Raw genomic sequence first — 16,878 nt, 5'->3', positions numbered from 1 at the left:
CCGGTGGGGGCTGGCCGCGCAGTTCCCCGCGCCCCTTAAAAGATTGCGCCGTTCCCCGCGCCCCTAAAAGCGCGCGGGTGCCCCGGCGTCTTCAGGGGCGCGGGGAACTGCGCAATCTTTTCGCTTTGAGGGGGGTCGACCGCGCGCCGCGGTCAGACCGTGGCCGGCTCCGTCGCCGGGGTGGACTCCGCCTCGGCCGCCGCTTCCGCCCGGTCACGGCGTTCCCGGCGGGCCAGGATCACGAAGCCCACCGGAACGCCCGCGGCGAAGAGCCACCACTGGACCGCGTACGCCATGTGGGGACCGATGTCGCTGTGGTTGGGCGCCCCGATCAGTTCGGGCACGTCACCCTTCGGCTCGGGCGCGGTCAGTTCGACGTACCCGCCGAGGACCTGCCTGCCGAGCGCCTTCGCCTGCTGCTCGCTGTTGATCAGCATGACCATGCGGTCGGGCAGTCCGCTGACGTCCTTGATGCCGCTGCCGCCGGACGTCTCGTCGGCCATCAGCCGCCCGGTGACCGTGGTCTCGCCCCGCGCGGGCGCGGGAATTCTCGGGAACTCGGTCTGCGCGCCGTCCGCGGGGATCCAGCCGCGGTTCACCATGAGGAGCCGGCCGTCGTCCAGGACGAACGGTGTCAGTACGTGGAAGCCGACCTCTTCGTCGGAGTTGGTGCGGCGGCGGACCACGACCTCGTCGGCGGTGTCGAACGTGCCCTTCGCCGTCACCCGGCGGTACAGGTTCTCGTGCTTGAACGCCTGCCCCGGCGCGGTCAGCGACTCGGCGGGGACCGGTTTCGCGGACAGCGAGTCCGAGATCACCCGGTTCAGCGCGACCTTGTGCTCGTGCCGGTGCAGTTGCCAGAAGCCCAGCTCGATCATCGTCGGGATGAGCGCGAGCATGATGAGGGTGAGGATCACCCACTGCCGGGACAACAGGAAGCGGTACACCCCACGACCGTACAACCGGGTCGTGGGGCGCGTTCGGTCGGGTACCGGCTCTTCCGCGTGCCGGGTCACACCCTGTCGATGATCCCCACCTTTCCCTCCGCGCGGGCGCAGTGGGCACCGCAGTACCAGTGGCCCTCGACCTCGACGCCCTGTCCGATGATCTGCACCCGGCAGTGCTCGCACAGGGGTGCCATGCGGTGGATCGCGCAGGAGAAGCAGTCGAAGACGTGCACCGCTCCCTGTGCGTGGACTTCGAAGGTCATTCCGTAGCTGTTGCCGCAAACCTCACATGTCGCCATGCGCCACAGGGTGGGCCGTTCCCGCGGTCCGGGCGAGCGGTCGGTGGGCGAGTCGCCCGGCAATCACCCGTCCGTACGGTCACGTCCGCGCTGCCGGTCCCGCCGCCTGTCCCGCCGCCGGTTCCACGTTCCCGAGGAGCTGGCCGAACGCCGCCTCGTCGACGACCGGGGTGCCGAACTGGCGGGCCTTGACCACCTTGGACGTACCGGACTCCGGGTCGTTCGTGACGAGCAGACTGGTCAGCCGGGACAGGCTCGTCGCGACATGCAGCCCGGCCTCGACGGCACGGTCCTCCAGGAGGTCGCGCTCGACCGAGGTGTCCCCGGAGAACGCGATCCGCATGCCCTGTTTGAGCTGCCTGCCCGGTTCGTAACGGCCCGGATTGGGATACGGGCAGGCGGGCCGCTTGCGCGAGGGACGCCAACTCGCGGGCGGGCCCGACGAGTAACCACCGGACGAGTAGCCCCCGGAGCCCGCGGACTGCCGTCCGATGACCGGGGCCGCCCGGTCCGTCCACTCCGTCAGCGGCCGGCACTCCAGGAGCGGCAGCCGTACGCCGTCGCGTGCGGCGGTGTGCAGACTCGGCCGGAACGCCTCGGCGAGCACGCGCGCGTCGTCCAGCGCGTGGTGCGCGCGCTGCTGTACGACGCCGAAGTGCGCGGCCAGCGACTCCAGCTTGTGGTTGGCCAGCGGCAGCCGCAGTTCCTTGGACAGCGCGATGGTGCACAGCCGCTGACGGACCGGCGCCTCGCGCTCGGCGCGCGCGTACTCCCGGGCGATCATCGACCAGTCGAAGACCGCGTTGTGCGCGACGAGCACCCGGCCCTCAAGCCGGGTCGCGAACTCCTCGGCGATCTCCGGGAACAGGGGCGCCCCTTCGAGAACGTCGCTCGTCAGACCGTGGATCCACACCGGGCCCGGGTCCCGCTCCGGGTTGACCAGCGTGTACCAGTGGTCCTCGACCTCGCCGCGCGCGTCCAGCCGGTAGACCGCGGCCGACACTATGCGGTCGTCGCGGGCCAGCCCTGTGGTCTCGACGTCGACGACCGCGTACCCCTGGGGATACGCGGCCGGCCACGGGGTGGCGGACGGTGCGGTCTGACGGTCTTCGAGCATGGTCACTGAGGATAAGGGGCGCGACTGACACTCCTGTCCCCGGAGTCCGAACCCGGGGCGGATTCAGTCCCCTTCGACGACATTCCGGCGTTTTCCCACGGGCTCGTGCCTGCACGGCTATGGACCATTGCCGCGCCCGGTGCGACCGTGCTGCGCGCCTGGACTGAACGGGTGGCCGGCGCGGACTGACCGCACGGGCCACCCGGACGAGCGGAATGCGCGAGTGACACGCACGAGCGGAACGCATGCGACGCGAAGGGCGGTACGGCATGGCACGCGTACGGTACGGCGCGCGGACCGGGGCGGAGATCGCCGCCGCGCGCACCGCGGTTTCCCGGCTCCCCGACATCTGGTCCACCGGCGTGGTGGCCGTCTGGGAGAGCGACCCGGACGCGGTCGCGGCGGTCCTGCCGCCTCCGCTCAAACCCACCGGACGACCCCTCGTCAGGGTGAACATCAGCAAGGTGGACCTGCCCGGATACCCGCTGGGCGCGGGCTCGTTCGCGGTCGCCGCCGCGCACGACGGGATCGAGGGCTGGTATCCGCTCGTCATGCCGATGACCCACGAACGGGCTCTCGTCGGCGGCCGTGAGGTCTTCGGCGAACCCAAGAAACTGGGCGAGGTGACGGTCGAGCGCGAGGGCCTCGTCGTACGCGCCGTCCTCGCCCGGCACGGCATCGAGTTCGTGGAGGTGCGCGGCGCCGTGAGTGGGCCGCTGCCCCTGCCGGAGCCGAACCGCAAGACCGACTTCTACTTCAAGTTCCTTCCCGCGGTGGACGGTTCGGGCGACGGTTCCGGTTTCGACGCCGGTCCCGTCCTCGTGCACTGCGTGCGCAACGAGAAGGTGCGGAAGCTGGAGCGGATCTCCGGAGACGTCGTCCTGCGGGAGTCGATGTACGACCCCGTGGCCGACCTCCCGGTCCGTGAACTCGTCGGGATCACCATCGGAGAGAAGACCACGGACCAGAAGGGCACGGTCGTCGAACGCGTCGACGCGCAGGCGCTGTTGCCGTACATCCACCAGCGGTACGACGACCCCCGGCAGATCCTCGACGGACCGCCCCAGGGGAGCGTCTGATGGAACTGGCCGAGGGGCAGGTCGCCGTCGTCACGGGCGCGGCGAGCGGGGTCGGACTGGCCCTGGCACGGCGGTTCGCGGCGGACGGGCTGAAGGTCGTCCTCGCGGACGTGGAGGAGGGCGCCCTGGAGAAGGCCGCCGCCGCGCTGCGCGAGGACGGGGCCGTGGTGCACGCGCGCGTGGTGGACGTCGGGGAGCGCGAGGAGGTCGTCGCGCTCGCCGAGGAGACGTACGAGAAGTTCGGTGCCGTGCACGTCCTGTGCAACAACGCGGGGGTCGGCTCGGGCGCCGAGGGCCGGATGTGGGAGCACGACCCGAACGACTGGAAATGGGCGTTCGCCGTCAACGTGTGGGGTGTCTTCCACGGCATCCAGGCCTTCGTACCGAGGATGCTGGCCGGCGGCGGACCGGGCCACATCGTCAACACCTCGTCCGGCGACGGCGGTATCGCGCCCCTGCCCACCGCGTCCGTGTACGCCGTCACCAAGTCGGCCGTCGTGACGATGACCGAGTCCCTGTACGCCCACCTGAAGGCGGAGCACGCGCGCGTGGGGGCCTCCGTGCTCTTCCCCGGGCCCCACATGCTCCGTACGGGCCTGTGGGAGTCGCACCGCAACAGGCCCGCCCGGTACGCCAAGCAGCGGCCCCGCAGAACCCCGTACCGCAGCCTCGACCAGTGGGAGGCCGCGATGCGGGAGGCGGGGCAGGAGGTGCGGTTCACGCCGGTCGAGCAGGTCGCCGACTTCGTGGCGGACGGCATCCGCGCGGACCGCTTCTGGCTGCTGCCCGAGAGCGAACACAGCGACGCGCAGATCCGCGCGCGGTCGCGCTCGATGCTCGCCCGCGCCGATCCGGCGTACCTGGAGCACTTCATCCTGGACTGACTGGACCGAGGACCGAACCGAGGAGCCGTTATGGCCTCTGCACCGGAGCCCTATCTGATCATCTCCTCCGACTGCCACGCCGGACTGCCCACCGAGGAGTACCGGCCCTATCTGGAGGCCCGGTTCCACCGGGACTTCGACGAGTTCCTCGCGGGACAGGGCCGCCGCCGCGAGGAGATGACACGCCTGGGCATCCGCAACGAGTCCTTCGCCGACAAGTGGTTCCACGACAACGAGGAGGGCCTGCGCGGCGGCTGGGACTCCGCACAGCGCCTCAAGGAACTGGACGGCGACGGGGTGGCGGGCGAGGTGGTCTTCCCGGACGCCGACGCCGTGGACAGCCGCACGGCCGCGCCCTTCGGAGTGGGCCTCGGCCTCTCCGGCGACCACGACCCGGACCTCGGCATGGCGGGCGCGCAGGCCCACAACAGGTGGCTCGCCGAGTTCGTCGGCGAGCACCCCGAACGGCACTGCGGAGTCGCCCTGCTGCCCGTCACGGCACCCACCGGACAGGTCGTCGCCGAGATCCACCGCGCCAAGGAGTCGGGACTCGGCGCCCTGATGATCCCCTCCATGTGGGTCGACAAGGAGCCCTACCACGACCGCCGTTACGACCCCGTGTGGGCGGCGGCGGCCGAGTGCGGGATGCCGGTGGTGACCCACTCCGGAGCGGCGCCGCGCCACGAGTACGGCGACCACCTCGGCATCTATGTGAGCGAGGTGACCTGGTGGCCCGCGCGCCCCCTGTGGTTCCTGCTCTGGTCCGGTGTCTTCGAACGCCACCCCGGGCTCAGGTTCGGTGTGGCGGAGTCCGGCTGCTGGTGGCTGCCGAACCTGCTGTGGTTCATGGACCGGCTCTACCTGGGCGCGCACGGCGGCAAGAAGCTGTCCCCCTTCGCGGAACTGCGGCGTCCGCCGCACGAGTACCTCGACCGCCAGGTCTTCATCTGCGCGACCAACACCAAACGCCGTGAACTGGCCCAGCGGTACGAGATCGGCGTCGACAACATCCTCTGGGGAAGCGACTTCCCGCACCCGGAGGGCACCTGGCCCGACACGCGCGCGTGGCTGTCGCGGACCTTCCACGACATCCCGGTGACGGAGACCCGCCGCATGCTGGGCCTCGCGGCGGCGGAGGTCTTCGGTTTCGACACCGACAGGCTGGCCCCGCTCGCGCGGCGCATCGGCCCCACCCCGGCGGACCTCGGCCAGTCCGAGGACCAGCCGGCGGTCGAGGCGTCCTGGGCGCGCTCGCGCGAGGTGGGCCGCCACTGGCTGACGGACCACGACTTCCCGGTCCTGGGGGTGGCCCCGTGAGCACGGAACCTACGAGCGGCCCGGACCGCTACACCGTCATCTCGGCGGACTGCCACGCCGGGGCCGACCTGCTGGACTACCGGCCGTACCTGCCGAAGGCGTACCACGACGCGTTCGACGCCTGGGCGGCCACGTACGTCAATCCGTACGAGGACCTGGTGGCCGACACGGCCGACAGGAACTGGAACTCGGAGCGCAGGCTCGCGGAGCTGGAACAGGACGGCATCGTCGCCGAGGTCGTGTTCCCGAACACCGTCCCGCCGTTCTTTCCCTCCGGGTCGCTGATGGCACCGGCGCCGGCGGCGGAGGAGTTCGAGCGGCGCTGGGCGGGCCTGCGCGCCCACAACCGCTGGCTCGCGGACTTCTGTTCGGCCGCCCCCGGCCGCCGGGCGGGCGTCTTCCAGATCCTCCTGAACGACGTGGGGGAGGCGGTGAAGGAGATCAGGTGGGCCGTCGGGGCGGGCCTCAGGGGCGGTCTCCTGCTGCCCGGCACCCCGCCGGGCTCGGGACTCCCGGAGCTGTACTCGGCGGCGTACGACCCCATCTGGGCCGTGTGCGAGGAACTGGACGTCCCCGTGAACCACCACGCGGGCTCGGCGTCGCCACCGCTGGGCGAGGAGCCCGCGGCCCGCGCGGTCTTCATGGTGGAGACGACCTGGTTCTCGCACCGCGCGCTCTGGCACCTGATCTTCGGCGGCGCCTTCCGCCGCCACCCGGGCCTGAAACTCGTCCTGACCGAGCAGGGTTCGGGCTGGATCCCCGGGGTGCTCGACATGCTGGACTACTACCACGGCCGCCTGGTGGCCGCGGCGACGAAGGCGGCCACCGCCGAGTCCAAGTTCGGCGCGGGTCTCGCCGCCTCGATGGGCAGGGGTCCTTCCCAGGTATGGCGCGACAACTGCTTCGTAGGAGCCAGTTTCATGCGCCCCCACGAGGTGCCGCTGCGGGACCGCATCGGCCTCGACAAGATCATGTGGGGCAGCGACTACCCGCACGACGAGGGCACGTACCCCTACAGCAGGGAAGGTCTGCGGATCGCGTACGCGGGCCTGCCGCGCGAGGAGATCACCGCGATGGCGGGCGGGAACGCGGCCCGCGTGTACGGCTTCGACCTGGCCCTCCTCGACCCCCTGGCGGCGAAGATCGGCCCGACGGCGGAGGAGATCGCACAGCCGCTGGACGACCCCCCACCGGACGCGACGAGCCCGGCGTTCGCACGGGGAGGGTCGGTACGGGTCTGGTGACGGCGCACGCCGACCTCGTGACGGGCCGGGTCGGTCCGGGCCGGCCCGGCCCGCGGGGTACGCCCGGTGCCCTTGGTGGAGATCACCAAGAAACAAGCGCGTACCGTCGGTAATACTTGTGGGTAACAACGTCTAGCCGCAGTCGGCCGGCCGTCCTACGGTGCAGTAATGCCGAACCTGCCCGATGTCGTGCTGTGGTCGATACCCGCCTTCGTGCTGCTCACCGTGGTGGAGATGGTGAGCGTCCGCATCCATCCGGACGAGGACGACGCCGGATACGAGACGAAGGATGCCGCCACCAGTGTCGGCATGGGCCTGGGAAGCATGGCCTTCGACTTCCTGTGGAAGATCCCGATCCTCGCCGTCTACACCGCCATATATGAGCTGACACCACTGCGCGTGCCCGTCCTGTGGTGGACCGTGCCACTGCTTCTGCTGGCGCAGGACTTCTTCTACTACTGGTCCCACCGCGGACACCATGTGATCCGCATCCTGTGGGCCTGTCATGTGGTGCACCACAGCAGTGAGAAGTTCAATCTGACCACCGCGCTGCGGCAGCCGTGGACGACCTGGACGGTGTGGCCGTTCTACGTGCCCCTCATCGCCCTCGGCGTCCACCCGGCCGCGCTCGCGTTCTGCTCGTCCGCGAACCTCGTCTATCAGTTCTGGATCCACACCGAGCGCATCGACAAGCTGCCCCGGGCCTTCGAGTTCGTCTTCAACACGCCCTCGCACCACCGGGTCCACCACGCCTCCCAGGGCGGCTATCTCGACCGGAACTTCGGCGGGATCCTGATCGTCTGGGACCGGCTCTTCGGGTCGTTCGTCCCGGAGACGGACCGGCCGGTGTACGGGCTGACCAAGAACATCCGCACGTACAACCCGATCCGGGTCGCCACGCACGAGTACGCCGCCATCGCCAGGGACCTGCGGGCGGCGGGGAGCTGGCGCGAGCGGGCCGGTCGGGTGTTCGGCGGGCCGGGCTGGCAGCCCCGCCCCTCGGGGCCCGACGCCGCCTCCGCACCCTCTCCGGTGCGGGCCGCCTCCACGGAGACCCCCGTCCCGGAGTCCGCCGCGTGAATCCGCGCCACGCGCGCGTGCCGCTCGTCGCCCTCGGCGTCTCCTTCGCCCTGGTCGGCGCCGTGGACCTCGTCTCCCTGGCCGTCGGCCTCGACACCGGTCACGCCGTGGCCAAGCCGCTGCTGATGCCCCTGCTCGCCGCCTGCGCGCATCTGTGCGGCGGGCCCCGGCTCCTCGTCGGTGCCCTGCTGTTCGGGTGGGGCGGCGACGTCCTGCTCCTCCTCGACACCGAACCGGCGTTCCTCGCCGGGATGGCCTCCTTCGCGGCGGGCCATGTCTGCTACCTGCTGCTCTTCGCGAAGCTCGGCGGATCGGCTGCCCCAGGCACGCGATCGGCCCGTCTCACGGCAGCCGCGTACGCCCTCGCCCTCGTCGCGACCGTCACCCTCCTGTGGCCGGGTCTTCCCGCCGGCCTCCGCGTGCCCGTCGCCGGTTACAGCCTGCTGCTGACCGCGATGGCGTACGGCGCCACGCGGCTCGGGCCCCTCGCGGCGGCCGGCGGCGCCCTGTTCATGCTGTCGGACACCCTCATCGCCACCGGCGTCGCCGAACGGCCGCAGCCGCCACGGCCCGACCTGTGGATCATGCTGACCTACATCGCGGCGCAGTACCTGCTGGTCAGCGGCGTACTCCGGGCGCCCGGCGCGCGCTCCGATCCGTCTGCGACGTACCGTGGGAAGCGGACCGTCACCACCTCCCGACCGTCCGCCCCACGACCGTCCACCTGAAGACGGTCACCACCTGAGCACCGTCACCACCCGAGCCGGAAGCAGGACCCCGCATGCGCGCCACCACCATCCACGCCCCGTTCGACCTGCGCGTGGAGGACGTTCCCGACCCGGTGGTGCGGCAGCCGGGCGACGCCGTCGTACGGGTCCTGCGCTCCTGCGTCTGCGGCAGCGACCTGTGGGCGTACCGGGGCGAGTCCGCGCGCACACCCGGGCAGCGCATCGGGCACGAGTTCCTCGGGATCGTCGAGGAGACCGGCGCCGAGGTGGGCACGGTCCGCCGGGGCGATCTCGTCGTCGCGCCCTTCATGTGGTCCGACGGCGTGTGCGACTACTGCCGCGAAGGGCTCACCACCTCCTGCGAACACGGCGGATTCTGGGGTTCCGTGGGGTCCGACGGCGGACAGGGGGAGGCCGTGCGTGTCCCGTACGCCGACGGCACGCTCGTCGCGCTGCCCGCCGGGGCCGCCTCCGACGACCGTCTGCTGGCCGCCCTGCTCACCCTCTCCGACGTCATGGGGACCGGCCATCACGCCGCCCTCGGCGCGGGCGCCCGCCCCGGCGCCACGGTGGCCGTCGTCGGCGACGGAGCGGTCGGCCTGTGCGCCGTGCTCGCCGCCAAGCGCCTCGGCGCCGAGCGGATCATCGCCCTGGGCCGCCATGAGACGCGTACGGACATCGCGCGGCGCTTCGGGGCCACCGACGTGGTCGCCGAACGCGGGGACGCGGCCGTCGAGGCGGTCCGTGAACTCACCCGCGGCCAGGGTGCCCACGCCGTCGTCGAGGCCGTCGGCACCGAGCAGTCGATGAGCACGGCCGTGAACATCACCCGCGACGGCGGCGCCATCGGCTTCGTCGGCGTGCCGCACGGCAGCGGCACCGGCCTCGACCTGAGCGTCATGTTCGACCGGAACATCGCCCTGCGGGGCGGGGTCGCGCCCGTCCGTGCCTACATCCCGGAACTGCTGCCCGACGTGCTGGACGGGACCATCGACCCCTCGCCCGTCTTCGACCTGACGGTCGCTCTGGACGGCGTGCCGGACGGCTACAAGGCGATGGACGAGCGCACCGCGCTCAAGGTCATGGTCACCGGCTGACCGGCCCCCGCGGCCCCGGGAGGGTCACCAGCGGATCGGCACCGGCACCGCCGTGAGCAGGGCGGAGACCGCCACCACAAGACCCAGCACCACGACCTCCGCGCGCGCGGGGGAGTAGGCGGTGAGCGGGTCGGCCGCCCGGCGCAGCCGACGCCGGGCCCACAGCGCGAGGACGGCGACGACGACCACGAGGAGCACCTTCGCGAGCAGCGTGCGCCCGTACGCCGTCGTCGTCAGCTGGTCCAGTACCGTGCCGGGCGGCATCCGGCGCAGGGTGCTGCCCACGCCCGTCGCGGTGATCGCGGCGAGCAGGACGGCCGCCACGCGCGCGTAGAGGCCCAACAGCGCGGCACCCTCCCCGGGGGCACTGTTCCGCCACCGGAGCAGTGTGCGCAGTACGTACAGCAGCCCGCCCGCCCACAGGGCCGCACAGGTCACATGAACGAGCGTCAGCCCCGAACCGATCAGCGGGCTCTGTTCGGTCGTCGGATGGGCGCGCAGGGCCTCCGCGACGGCCACCGCGGCCAGCGGCCACACCTGGGTGCCCGGCCGGCGCGACAGGGCGCACAGGCCCAGTACGACGAACGCGTTGACCTCCAGGAGCGCGAGCGCGCCGTCCCTCGACTGGTAGAGCCCGCCGATGTCCATGTCGGAGAGCCGGCGCGGCACCAGGTTCCCGGTGGCCACCACGGAGGCCAGACCGAGCGAGGCGACGAAACCGGCTGCGGCCGACACCGGGGCCCAGCTGCGCGGCGCGTCCTCCCGGGGAGCGCCGGGCACCCGACGCGCCAGCCGGGTGACGAACAGCTCGCCGGCCGGCACGCACACCGCCGCGAACAGGACGGTCCGCAGCAACGCGATCCCGCCCACCCCGGGCGCGGCGGCCTCGCCCGTGCCGTCCAGCGCCAGGGACGGCCCGAGCAGGGGGATCAGCGCGGCCAGCGCCACCAGGGCGAGCACGGTGACGGAACGCTGGAGGGAGGCCGCGCTCACCCGGGGGGCGCCGGCCTCGCCACCCGTGTCGGCAGTCGGTCGTATCGAACTCACCCCAAGATCTTCACCAGTCGTCCCAGACCGGGGCAAGTCCTGGAAAACAACTGGTGGAACGGCATTCCACCCGCCCCACGGGCATTCCGCCCATGCATACGCGCCCGGCCGCCCCCCGACTCAGCCGGGGGCGCAGGGAATCCGCACCCGTCGACAGCGTGCCGTCGACACCGCCCCGTCGGCAGCGTGCCTGCGAACACGAAGGGGCCGGGCAGCACACGGCCGCCCGGCCCCTCACTCACGCGATGCCCTCGGACCGCGCGGGTCCTACTTGGTCACCGCGTCCAGCGCGTCCGCGGTGCCCCAGCCGTAGAAGCTGTTGCGGTTCTTCGAGCCCTCGCAGACCGCGTCGACCTTGCCGTCACCGTCGATGTCGTACGGGTCCGTGCACGGCGTGGCGTCGGCCTCCGCGTACAGCAGGGCCTTGACCAGGGCGGCCGAGGCGTGCGGGTGCGTCGACTTGATCAGGGCCGCGACGCCCGCGACGTGCGGGGACGCCATCGACGTACCGGCCATGTAGCCCCATGAGCCGCCCGGCAGCGGGCCGAGGATCAGGCCGCTGGTGGCGGGCGGGGCGGGGGTCTGGTAGCGCGTCGAGTCGCCGCCGGGGGCCGCGATGTCGATGACGCCCAGGCCGTGGTTGGAGAAGGACGACTTGATGCCCTTCGCGCCGGTCGACGCGACCGTGACGACACCCGGCAGCTGGGTCGGGATGTCGAGGCACTCGGACGGGTCGATGACACGGTCCGAGGGGGTCGAGTCGTTCGGCGAGGTCGGGTCGGTGATCTCGTCGGCGGCGAGGTCGTAGTTCTCGTTGCCGGCCGCCGCGACGTTGACCGTGCCCTTCTTCTCCGCGTACTTCGTCGCCCGGGTGAGGGCCTCGACGAGCGCCTTCTGGTCCGGGTCGTTCTTGCAGTTGAAGTACCACGGGTCGGTGTAATAGCTGTTGTTCGTGACGTCCACGCCGTGCTCGGCCGCCCACATGAAGCCGCAGACGACGGCCTCCGTGTAGAAGAAGCCGGCCGTGGTGGAGACCTTGATGCCGGACACCTTCACGCCGGGCGCGACACCGGTGACGCCGATGCCGTTCTTCGCGGCGGCGATCTCGCCCGCCACGTGCGTGCCGTGCGGGCTCTCGGCGGCGCTCGGCCGCCAGGCGCCGTCCGTCGTGTCCGGCTTGCCCGACACGCAGTTGACCGACGCCTCGCGGTCGAAGTTCGGCGCGATGTCGGGGTGCGTGTCGTCGACGCCGGTGTCGATCACGGCGACGGTGACCTTCTTGCTGCCGAGTGTCTTCTCGTGCGCCTTGTCCGCCTTGATGGCGGGCAGGTCCCACTGCAGGGGCTCCAGCGGGTCCTGTCCGGCGACCGCGTCGACGTCGGCTATCTCCTCCGCGCTGAGCGCCTTCGGGGTGCCGACGTCGGTCGTGGACTGCGCGGGCAGCGGGGCCGTACGCGTCGAGCCCGCCGACTCGACTCCGCGCACCTTGCGGATGGTCTTGGCGAAGTCGGCGTTCGACGAGTGGACGACGATCACGCCGATCCGGTCGTACGAGGTCACGATCGTCCCGCCGGCCTTGGCGATGGCCTTCTTCACGTGCGACGAAGTGCCGTGCCCGGAACGGACGTTGACGACGTAGCTCAGCGGGGTGGCCTCCGCCGAGATCTTCCCGGCCACGTCGGCGGCGGTGGTCGCCCCGGCCGCGTCGGCCGGGGAGGCGGACGCGCTGACGTTCGGCAGGAAGGCGAGAGCCGTGGCCATGGCCATTCCCAGGGGGATGGCGATGAAGCGACGTGAGCGCGTAGTAGGCGCGGTCATGCTGTCTCCAGTTCGTTTTCGCGAGTTCGAGCGGGCCGTGCGGGAGGTACCGGCGGTGCGGGCGGTGCGAGGCGTACGGGTGGTGCGGCCGTACGGGGCGTGCGGGCCGTGCGGGAGTCCCCTGGCGGAAACCGGCGGCAACCGGCCTACTTGACTGCCTTCAGCGCGTTGACGATGCCGAAGCCGTAGAAGCCGTTCACGCGCTTGCCGCCCTCACAGGTGGCGTCCTGCGTGCCGTTGCCGTCCTGGTCGTACGAGTCCGGGCAGCCCGGGTTGTCCGCCTGGGCCTTCAGCAGCGCCTGCAGCTGGGCGGGACTCGCCCACGGGTGCTCGGACTTCAGCAGCGCGGCGACCCCCGCGGCGTGCGGCGACGCCATCGACGTCCCCTGGAGGAAGCCGTACTGGTTGTTCGGCATCGTGGAGAGGATGCGGCCGTTCTTCGACGGGGTGTCCGGGATCTGGTAGAGCCGGTCACCACCGGGAGCGGCGATGTCGATGACACCCTTGCCGTACGTCGAGTAGTACGACTTGAGGTTCTGTACGCCGGTCGCGCTCACCGTGACGACACCCGGGAGCTGGGTCGGCACGTCGAAGCACTCGTGCGGGTCGATCGTGCGGGGCACCGGCGTCGAGTCGTCGGGGCTCGACTCGTCCACGATGGCGTCCGAGGCCAGGTCGTGGTTGGAGTTGCCGGCCGACGCGAGGTGCAGGGTGCCCTTCTTCGTGGCGTACTGCTGGGCCCGGTTGACCGCGTCGACGATCGCCTTCTGGTCCGGGTCGTCCATGCAGTTGTAGAGCCACGGGTCCACGTAGTAGCTGTTGTTCGTGATCTCCACGCCGTGGTCGGCGGCGAACACGAAGGCGCAGACGACGCTCTCCGGGTAGAAGAGGCCGTTGTCCGGGTCGCTGACCTTGATGCCGGAGACCTGCACACCGGGCGCGACACCGGCGACGCCGATGCCGTTGCGGGCGGCGGCGATCTCACCGGCGACATGCGTGCCGTGGTAGTCGTCGGCGGTGTACGGACGCCAGGCGCCGGCACTCGTGTCGGCGACGCCGCCCACGCAGTTGGCGGACTGCTTGGCGGAGAAGTTGGGGGCCAGGTCCGGGTGCGTGTCGTCGACACCCGTGTCGATCACGGCGACCGTGACCTTCCTGCTGCCCGGGTTGATCTTCGCGGCCTTGTCGGCGCCTATCGCGCGCAGGTCCCACTGGTCGGCCTCAAGGGGCTCGCTCTCCGGCGTGGCCGCGGCCTTCACCTTGGCGGCCTCCGCGGCGGACAGGTAGTCGGCGGCGCCCTCGTCCGTCGTACCCGCGGCGGTCAGCGGGGTCGTACGCGTGGCACCGGCGGACTGGACGCCGCGCACCGCGCGGATCTGCGATCCGAACCCGGCGTTCGCCGAGTGGGCGACTATGACGCCGATCTTGTCGTACGTGATGACGACCGTGCCGCCGGCCTCGACGATCGCCCTCTTGACCGACGCGAGCGTGCGGTGGTCGGTCTTCGTGTTGACCACGTACGCGAGGTTCGGTCCGTCGGCCGCGGTGGCGGCGGGAGCGGACTGCTGCGGGGCGGCCGAAGCGGCACCCGGCAGGAAACCGAGCGTGGCGGTGAGCGACAGCACGACGGGCACGGCGAGCGCGAGGCGGCGTCTGGAGCGCAGATGAGCCATGGGGTCTCCACATCATCCGGAAAAGGAACCGGCCCGAACACAGGTGGTGCTCGGGCAGGTACATGACTGGGTGGTGCAGGGCGAAGCTATCCCCCGGCATCCCTGGCCAGCAATGACTTACGGGGATGTCTTGTGAAACGCCGGAGCCGAGTTCCGAAAGAAGTGCCGGGTGTTGAACCGCTCCCCGTGCGGCGCCGTGACGTTGAGCAGGGAGCACGAGCACCGTCGAGCTCCCTGTTGGATCACGCCCGGGAGACCTGGCACCGCCACCCGGCCCACGTGATCCACGTCACCGTGAGGTCAGAAATCAGCCATGCCCGAACCCAGTCCGCCCGCCGATCCGGACAGATCCCCGTCCGGTGCCGGACCCGCACCCGAACCCGCCTCAGAACCCGCACCCGCAACGCGAGGAGACTCCGTGGCCACCGACGCACCACCCCCCTCGAAAGCCGAACCTCATCTCCCGTCCACCGCGGAGTTCGTCGAGGTGCAGGAGAGCGCCGAGTTCGGTGAACTGCGCCGCGCCCACCGCTCCTTCGCCTTCCCGCTGACCATCGGCTTCATCAGCTGGTACCTGCTGTACGTCCTGCTGTCGATCTACGCGGACGACTTCATGGGCACCAAGCTGTTCGGCAACTTCAACGTCGCCTTCGTGCTGGGCCTCGCCCAGTTCCTCACCACGTTCCTCATCGCCTGGTGGTACGAGCGTCACTCCTCGACCAAGCTCGACCCCAAGGCCGAGGCGATCAAGTCCCGGATGGAGGGCGGCGCATGAGCCCCGCGATCGGTCAGGTACAGCTCGCACAGGCGCAGCTCGCGGCGGGGGAGGCCAGCGAGCACCGGCCGCTGATCATCTCCCTGTTCGCGGTCTTCGTCGTCGCGACCCTCGTCATCACCGTCTGGGCGGGCCGGCAGACCAAGGACGCCTCCGACTTCTACGCCGGCGGCCGTTCCTTCAGCGCCTTCCAGAACGGGCTCGCCGTCTCCGGCGACTACATGTCCGCGGCCTCGTTCCTCGGCATCGCGGGCGCCATCGCCCTCTTCGGGTACGACGGCTTCCTGTACTCCATCGGCTTCCTGGTCGCCTGGCTGGTGGCGCTGCTCCTGGTCGCCGAACCGCTGCGCAACTCCGGCCGCTACACGATGGGCGACGTCCTCGCCTACCGCATGCGCCAGCGCCCGGTCCGTACCGCCGCGGGCACCTCCACGATCGTCGTCTCCATCTTCTATCTGCTCGCGCAGATGGCGGGCGCGGGCGTCCTGGTCTCGCTGCTGCTCGGCATCACCAGCGACGCGGGCAAGGTCGGCATCGTCGCCCTGGTCGGCGTCCTGATGATCGTGTACGTGACCATCGGCGGCATGAAGGGCACCACCTGGGTCCAGATGGTCAAGGCCGTGCTGCTCATCAGCGGCACCCTGCTCATCACCTTCCTGGTGCTGCTCAAGTTCGACTTCAACGTCTCGGACCTGCTCGGCAAGGCGGCCGAGAACAGCGGCGGGGGTGCGGCCTTTCTGGAGCCCGGTCTGAAGTACGGGCTCACGACCACCTCCAGCATCGACTTCATCTCGCTGGGCATCGCGCTGGTCCTGGGCACCGCCGGTCTGCCGCACATCCTGATCCGCTTCTACACCGTGCCCAACGCCAAGGCCGCGCGTAAGTCCGTGAACTGGGCGATCGGCATCATCGGCGGCTTCTACCTGATGACCATCGCGCTCGGATTCGGCGCGGCGGCCCTCATCTCCAAGAAGGAGATCGTCGAGTCGAACCCCGCGGGCAACACGGCGGCGCCACTCCTCGCCCTGCACCTGGGAGGCGTCGACTCGGCCTGGGGCGCCATCCTGCTCGCCACGATCTCCGCGGTGGCCTTCGCCACGATCCTCGCGGTGGTCGCCGGTCTGACCCTGGCGTCGTCCTCGTCGTTCGCCCACGACATCTACGCGAACGTCATCAGGAAGGGCAAGGCCACCGAGAAGGAGGAGCTCAACGCGGCCCGTTACGCCACCATCGGCATCGGTGTCGTCTCCATCGGCCTCGGCGCCCTGGCCCGTGACCTGAACGTCGCCGGTCTGGTCGCCCTCGCCTTCGCGGTCGCTGCCTCCGCCAACCTGCCGACGATCCTCTACAGCCTCTTCTGGAAGCGGTTCACCACCCAGGGCGCGCTGTGGTCGATCTACGGAGGACTCGCCACGGCGGTCGGCCTGGTGCTCTTCTCGCCGGTCGTCTCGGGCAAGGCCACCTCGATGTTCCCGGACGTCGACTTCCACTGGTTCCCGCTGGAGAACCCGGGCATCATCTCGATCCCCGTCGGCTTCCTGCTGGGCTTCCTCGGCACCCTCCTGTCCAAGGAGGAGCCGGACGCCGGCAAGTACGCCGAGCTGGAGGTCCGCTCCCTCACCGGAACCGGAGCGCACTGACCGACGGCCATCGACCGTCGGTACCGCCTGTCACGCACCGTGGCCGCGTCGTAGGGATCTACGACGCGGCCCCGGTGCGTCTCGTGGGATCGGGCCCCCCGTGTTGTCGGGCCCCTCACGTAGGCTCGTTGAT

General features: G+C 70.8%; 15 protein-coding genes. 9 read left to right on the top strand and 6 right to left on the bottom strand.

The annotated features are described in order from the left end of the window. Positions 1-152 precede the first annotated feature (152 nt). From ACFVH5_RS39635 to ACFVH5_RS39625, 3 genes are all read right to left on the bottom strand, one after another. Positions 153-947, bottom strand: a complete 795-nt coding sequence (locus tag ACFVH5_RS39635) for an SURF1 family protein (RefSeq protein ID WP_385838547.1) — start codon at positions 945-947, stop codon at positions 153-155. 65 nt (positions 948-1,012) lie between these two features. Beyond that, on the bottom strand, positions 1,013-1,246 hold the full coding sequence (locus ACFVH5_RS39630; RefSeq protein ID WP_079103534.1) for a hypothetical protein: 234 nt from the start codon (positions 1,244-1,246) through the stop codon (positions 1,013-1,015). Between the two features lie 79 nt (positions 1,247-1,325). Further along, a complete protein-coding gene (locus ACFVH5_RS39625; protein ID WP_385838546.1) occupies positions 1,326-2,363 on the bottom strand; it encodes a DEDDh family exonuclease in 1,038 nt (345 codons plus the stop codon). A 269-nt stretch (positions 2,364-2,632) separates the two neighbouring features. Between ACFVH5_RS39625 and ACFVH5_RS39620 the strand changes: the two genes are divergently transcribed. The 7 genes from ACFVH5_RS39620 (at position 2,633) to ACFVH5_RS39590 (ending at position 9,792) form a co-directional block, all read left to right on the top strand. Then, positions 2,633-3,442 carry an acetoacetate decarboxylase family protein gene (locus ACFVH5_RS39620; protein ID WP_385838545.1) on the top strand — a complete coding sequence of 270 codons (810 nt, stop codon included), beginning with the start codon at positions 2,633-2,635 and terminating at the stop codon, positions 3,440-3,442. Then, a complete protein-coding gene (locus ACFVH5_RS39615; protein WP_385838544.1) occupies positions 3,442-4,326 on the top strand; it encodes an SDR family NAD(P)-dependent oxidoreductase in 885 nt (294 codons plus the stop codon). Before ACFVH5_RS39620 ends, ACFVH5_RS39615 begins: the two co-directional genes overlap by 1 nt. Before the next feature lie 30 nt (positions 4,327-4,356). After that, positions 4,357-5,643: an amidohydrolase family protein gene (locus ACFVH5_RS39610; protein WP_385838543.1), complete on the top strand. Its 1,287-nt coding sequence runs from the start codon at positions 4,357-4,359 to the stop codon at positions 5,641-5,643. Beyond that, positions 5,640-6,887, top strand: a complete 1,248-nt coding sequence (locus ACFVH5_RS39605; RefSeq protein ID WP_385838542.1) for an amidohydrolase family protein — start codon at positions 5,640-5,642, stop codon at positions 6,885-6,887. Before ACFVH5_RS39610 ends, ACFVH5_RS39605 begins: the two co-directional genes overlap by 4 nt. Before the next feature lie 168 nt (positions 6,888-7,055). Then, positions 7,056-7,967: a sterol desaturase family protein gene (locus ACFVH5_RS39600; protein ID WP_385838541.1), complete on the top strand. Its 912-nt coding sequence runs from the start codon at positions 7,056-7,058 to the stop codon at positions 7,965-7,967. Then, positions 7,964-8,695, top strand: coding sequence for a lysoplasmalogenase (locus ACFVH5_RS39595; protein WP_385838540.1), 732 nt, complete (start codon positions 7,964-7,966; stop codon positions 8,693-8,695). The genes ACFVH5_RS39600 and ACFVH5_RS39595 overlap by 4 nt, the downstream gene beginning before the upstream one ends. Positions 8,696-8,748: 53 nt before the next feature. Continuing rightward, on the top strand, positions 8,749-9,792 hold the full coding sequence (locus tag ACFVH5_RS39590) for a zinc-dependent alcohol dehydrogenase family protein (RefSeq protein ID WP_385838539.1): 1,044 nt from the start codon (positions 8,749-8,751) through the stop codon (positions 9,790-9,792). A 24-nt stretch (positions 9,793-9,816) separates the two neighbouring features. On the opposite strand, the gene ACFVH5_RS39585 is transcribed toward ACFVH5_RS39590, so the two are convergent. The 3 genes from ACFVH5_RS39585 to ACFVH5_RS39575 all read right to left on the bottom strand — a co-directional run bounded on the left by ACFVH5_RS39585 (position 9,817) and on the right by ACFVH5_RS39575 (position 14,330). Further along, on the bottom strand, positions 9,817-10,839 hold the full coding sequence (locus ACFVH5_RS39585) for a CopD family protein (protein ID WP_385838538.1): 1,023 nt from the start codon (positions 10,837-10,839) through the stop codon (positions 9,817-9,819). A 267-nt stretch (positions 10,840-11,106) separates the two neighbouring features. Next, positions 11,107-12,657: a S8 family serine peptidase gene (locus ACFVH5_RS39580; RefSeq protein ID WP_385838537.1), complete on the bottom strand. Its 1,551-nt coding sequence runs from the start codon at positions 12,655-12,657 to the stop codon at positions 11,107-11,109. 146 nt (positions 12,658-12,803) lie between these two features. After that, positions 12,804-14,330 (bottom strand): S8 family serine peptidase, encoded by a 1,527-nt coding sequence (locus ACFVH5_RS39575; protein WP_385838536.1) that lies wholly within the window; start codon positions 14,328-14,330, stop codon positions 12,804-12,806. A gap of 418 nt (positions 14,331-14,748) precedes the next feature. Here ACFVH5_RS39575 and ACFVH5_RS39570 point away from each other — a divergent pair, with 418 nt between their 5' ends. Together ACFVH5_RS39570 and ACFVH5_RS39565 are read left to right on the top strand one after the other, a co-directional pair. Continuing rightward, on the top strand, positions 14,749-15,105 hold the full coding sequence (locus ACFVH5_RS39570) for a DUF485 domain-containing protein (protein WP_267025676.1): 357 nt from the start codon (positions 14,749-14,751) through the stop codon (positions 15,103-15,105). Then, a complete protein-coding gene (locus ACFVH5_RS39565; RefSeq protein ID WP_385838535.1) occupies positions 15,102-16,745 on the top strand; it encodes a cation acetate symporter in 1,644 nt (547 codons plus the stop codon). The genes ACFVH5_RS39570 and ACFVH5_RS39565 overlap by 4 nt, the downstream gene beginning before the upstream one ends. Positions 16,746-16,878 lie beyond the last annotated feature (133 nt).

The sequence above is a fragment of the Streptomyces sp. NPDC127119 genome, assembly GCF_042677425.1.
Taxonomy (GTDB): domain Bacteria; phylum Actinomycetota; class Actinomycetes; order Streptomycetales; family Streptomycetaceae; genus Streptomyces.
The sequence above is the reverse complement of the archived record's forward strand: the minus strand, read 5'-3'. Positions and strand labels throughout refer to the sequence as shown.

Excerpts from the sequence above, each read along its gene's own strand:
- ACFVH5_RS39565 (WP_385838535.1), top strand. The coding sequence starts at position 15,102 with ATGAGCCCCGCGATCGGTCAGGTACAGCTCGCACAGGCGCAGCTCGCG.
- ACFVH5_RS39615 (WP_385838544.1), top strand. The coding sequence starts at position 3,442 with ATGGAACTGGCCGAGGGGCAGGTCGCCGTCGTCACGGGCGCGGCGAGC.
- ACFVH5_RS39630 (WP_079103534.1), bottom strand. The coding sequence starts at position 1,246 with ATGGCGACATGTGAGGTTTGCGGCAACAGCTACGGAATGACCTTCGAA.
- ACFVH5_RS39575 (WP_385838536.1), bottom strand. The coding sequence starts at position 14,330 with ATGGCTCATCTGCGCTCCAGACGCCGCCTCGCGCTCGCCGTGCCCGTC.
- ACFVH5_RS39610 (WP_385838543.1), top strand. The coding sequence starts at position 4,357 with ATGGCCTCTGCACCGGAGCCCTATCTGATCATCTCCTCCGACTGCCAC.
- ACFVH5_RS39625 (WP_385838546.1), bottom strand. The coding sequence starts at position 2,363 with ATGCTCGAAGACCGTCAGACCGCACCGTCCGCCACCCCGTGGCCGGCC.
- ACFVH5_RS39620 (WP_385838545.1), top strand. The coding sequence starts at position 2,633 with ATGGCACGCGTACGGTACGGCGCGCGGACCGGGGCGGAGATCGCCGCC.
- ACFVH5_RS39600 (WP_385838541.1), top strand. The coding sequence starts at position 7,056 with ATGCCGAACCTGCCCGATGTCGTGCTGTGGTCGATACCCGCCTTCGTG.
- ACFVH5_RS39590 (WP_385838539.1), top strand. The coding sequence starts at position 8,749 with ATGCGCGCCACCACCATCCACGCCCCGTTCGACCTGCGCGTGGAGGAC.
- ACFVH5_RS39580 (WP_385838537.1), bottom strand. The coding sequence starts at position 12,657 with ATGACCGCGCCTACTACGCGCTCACGTCGCTTCATCGCCATCCCCCTG.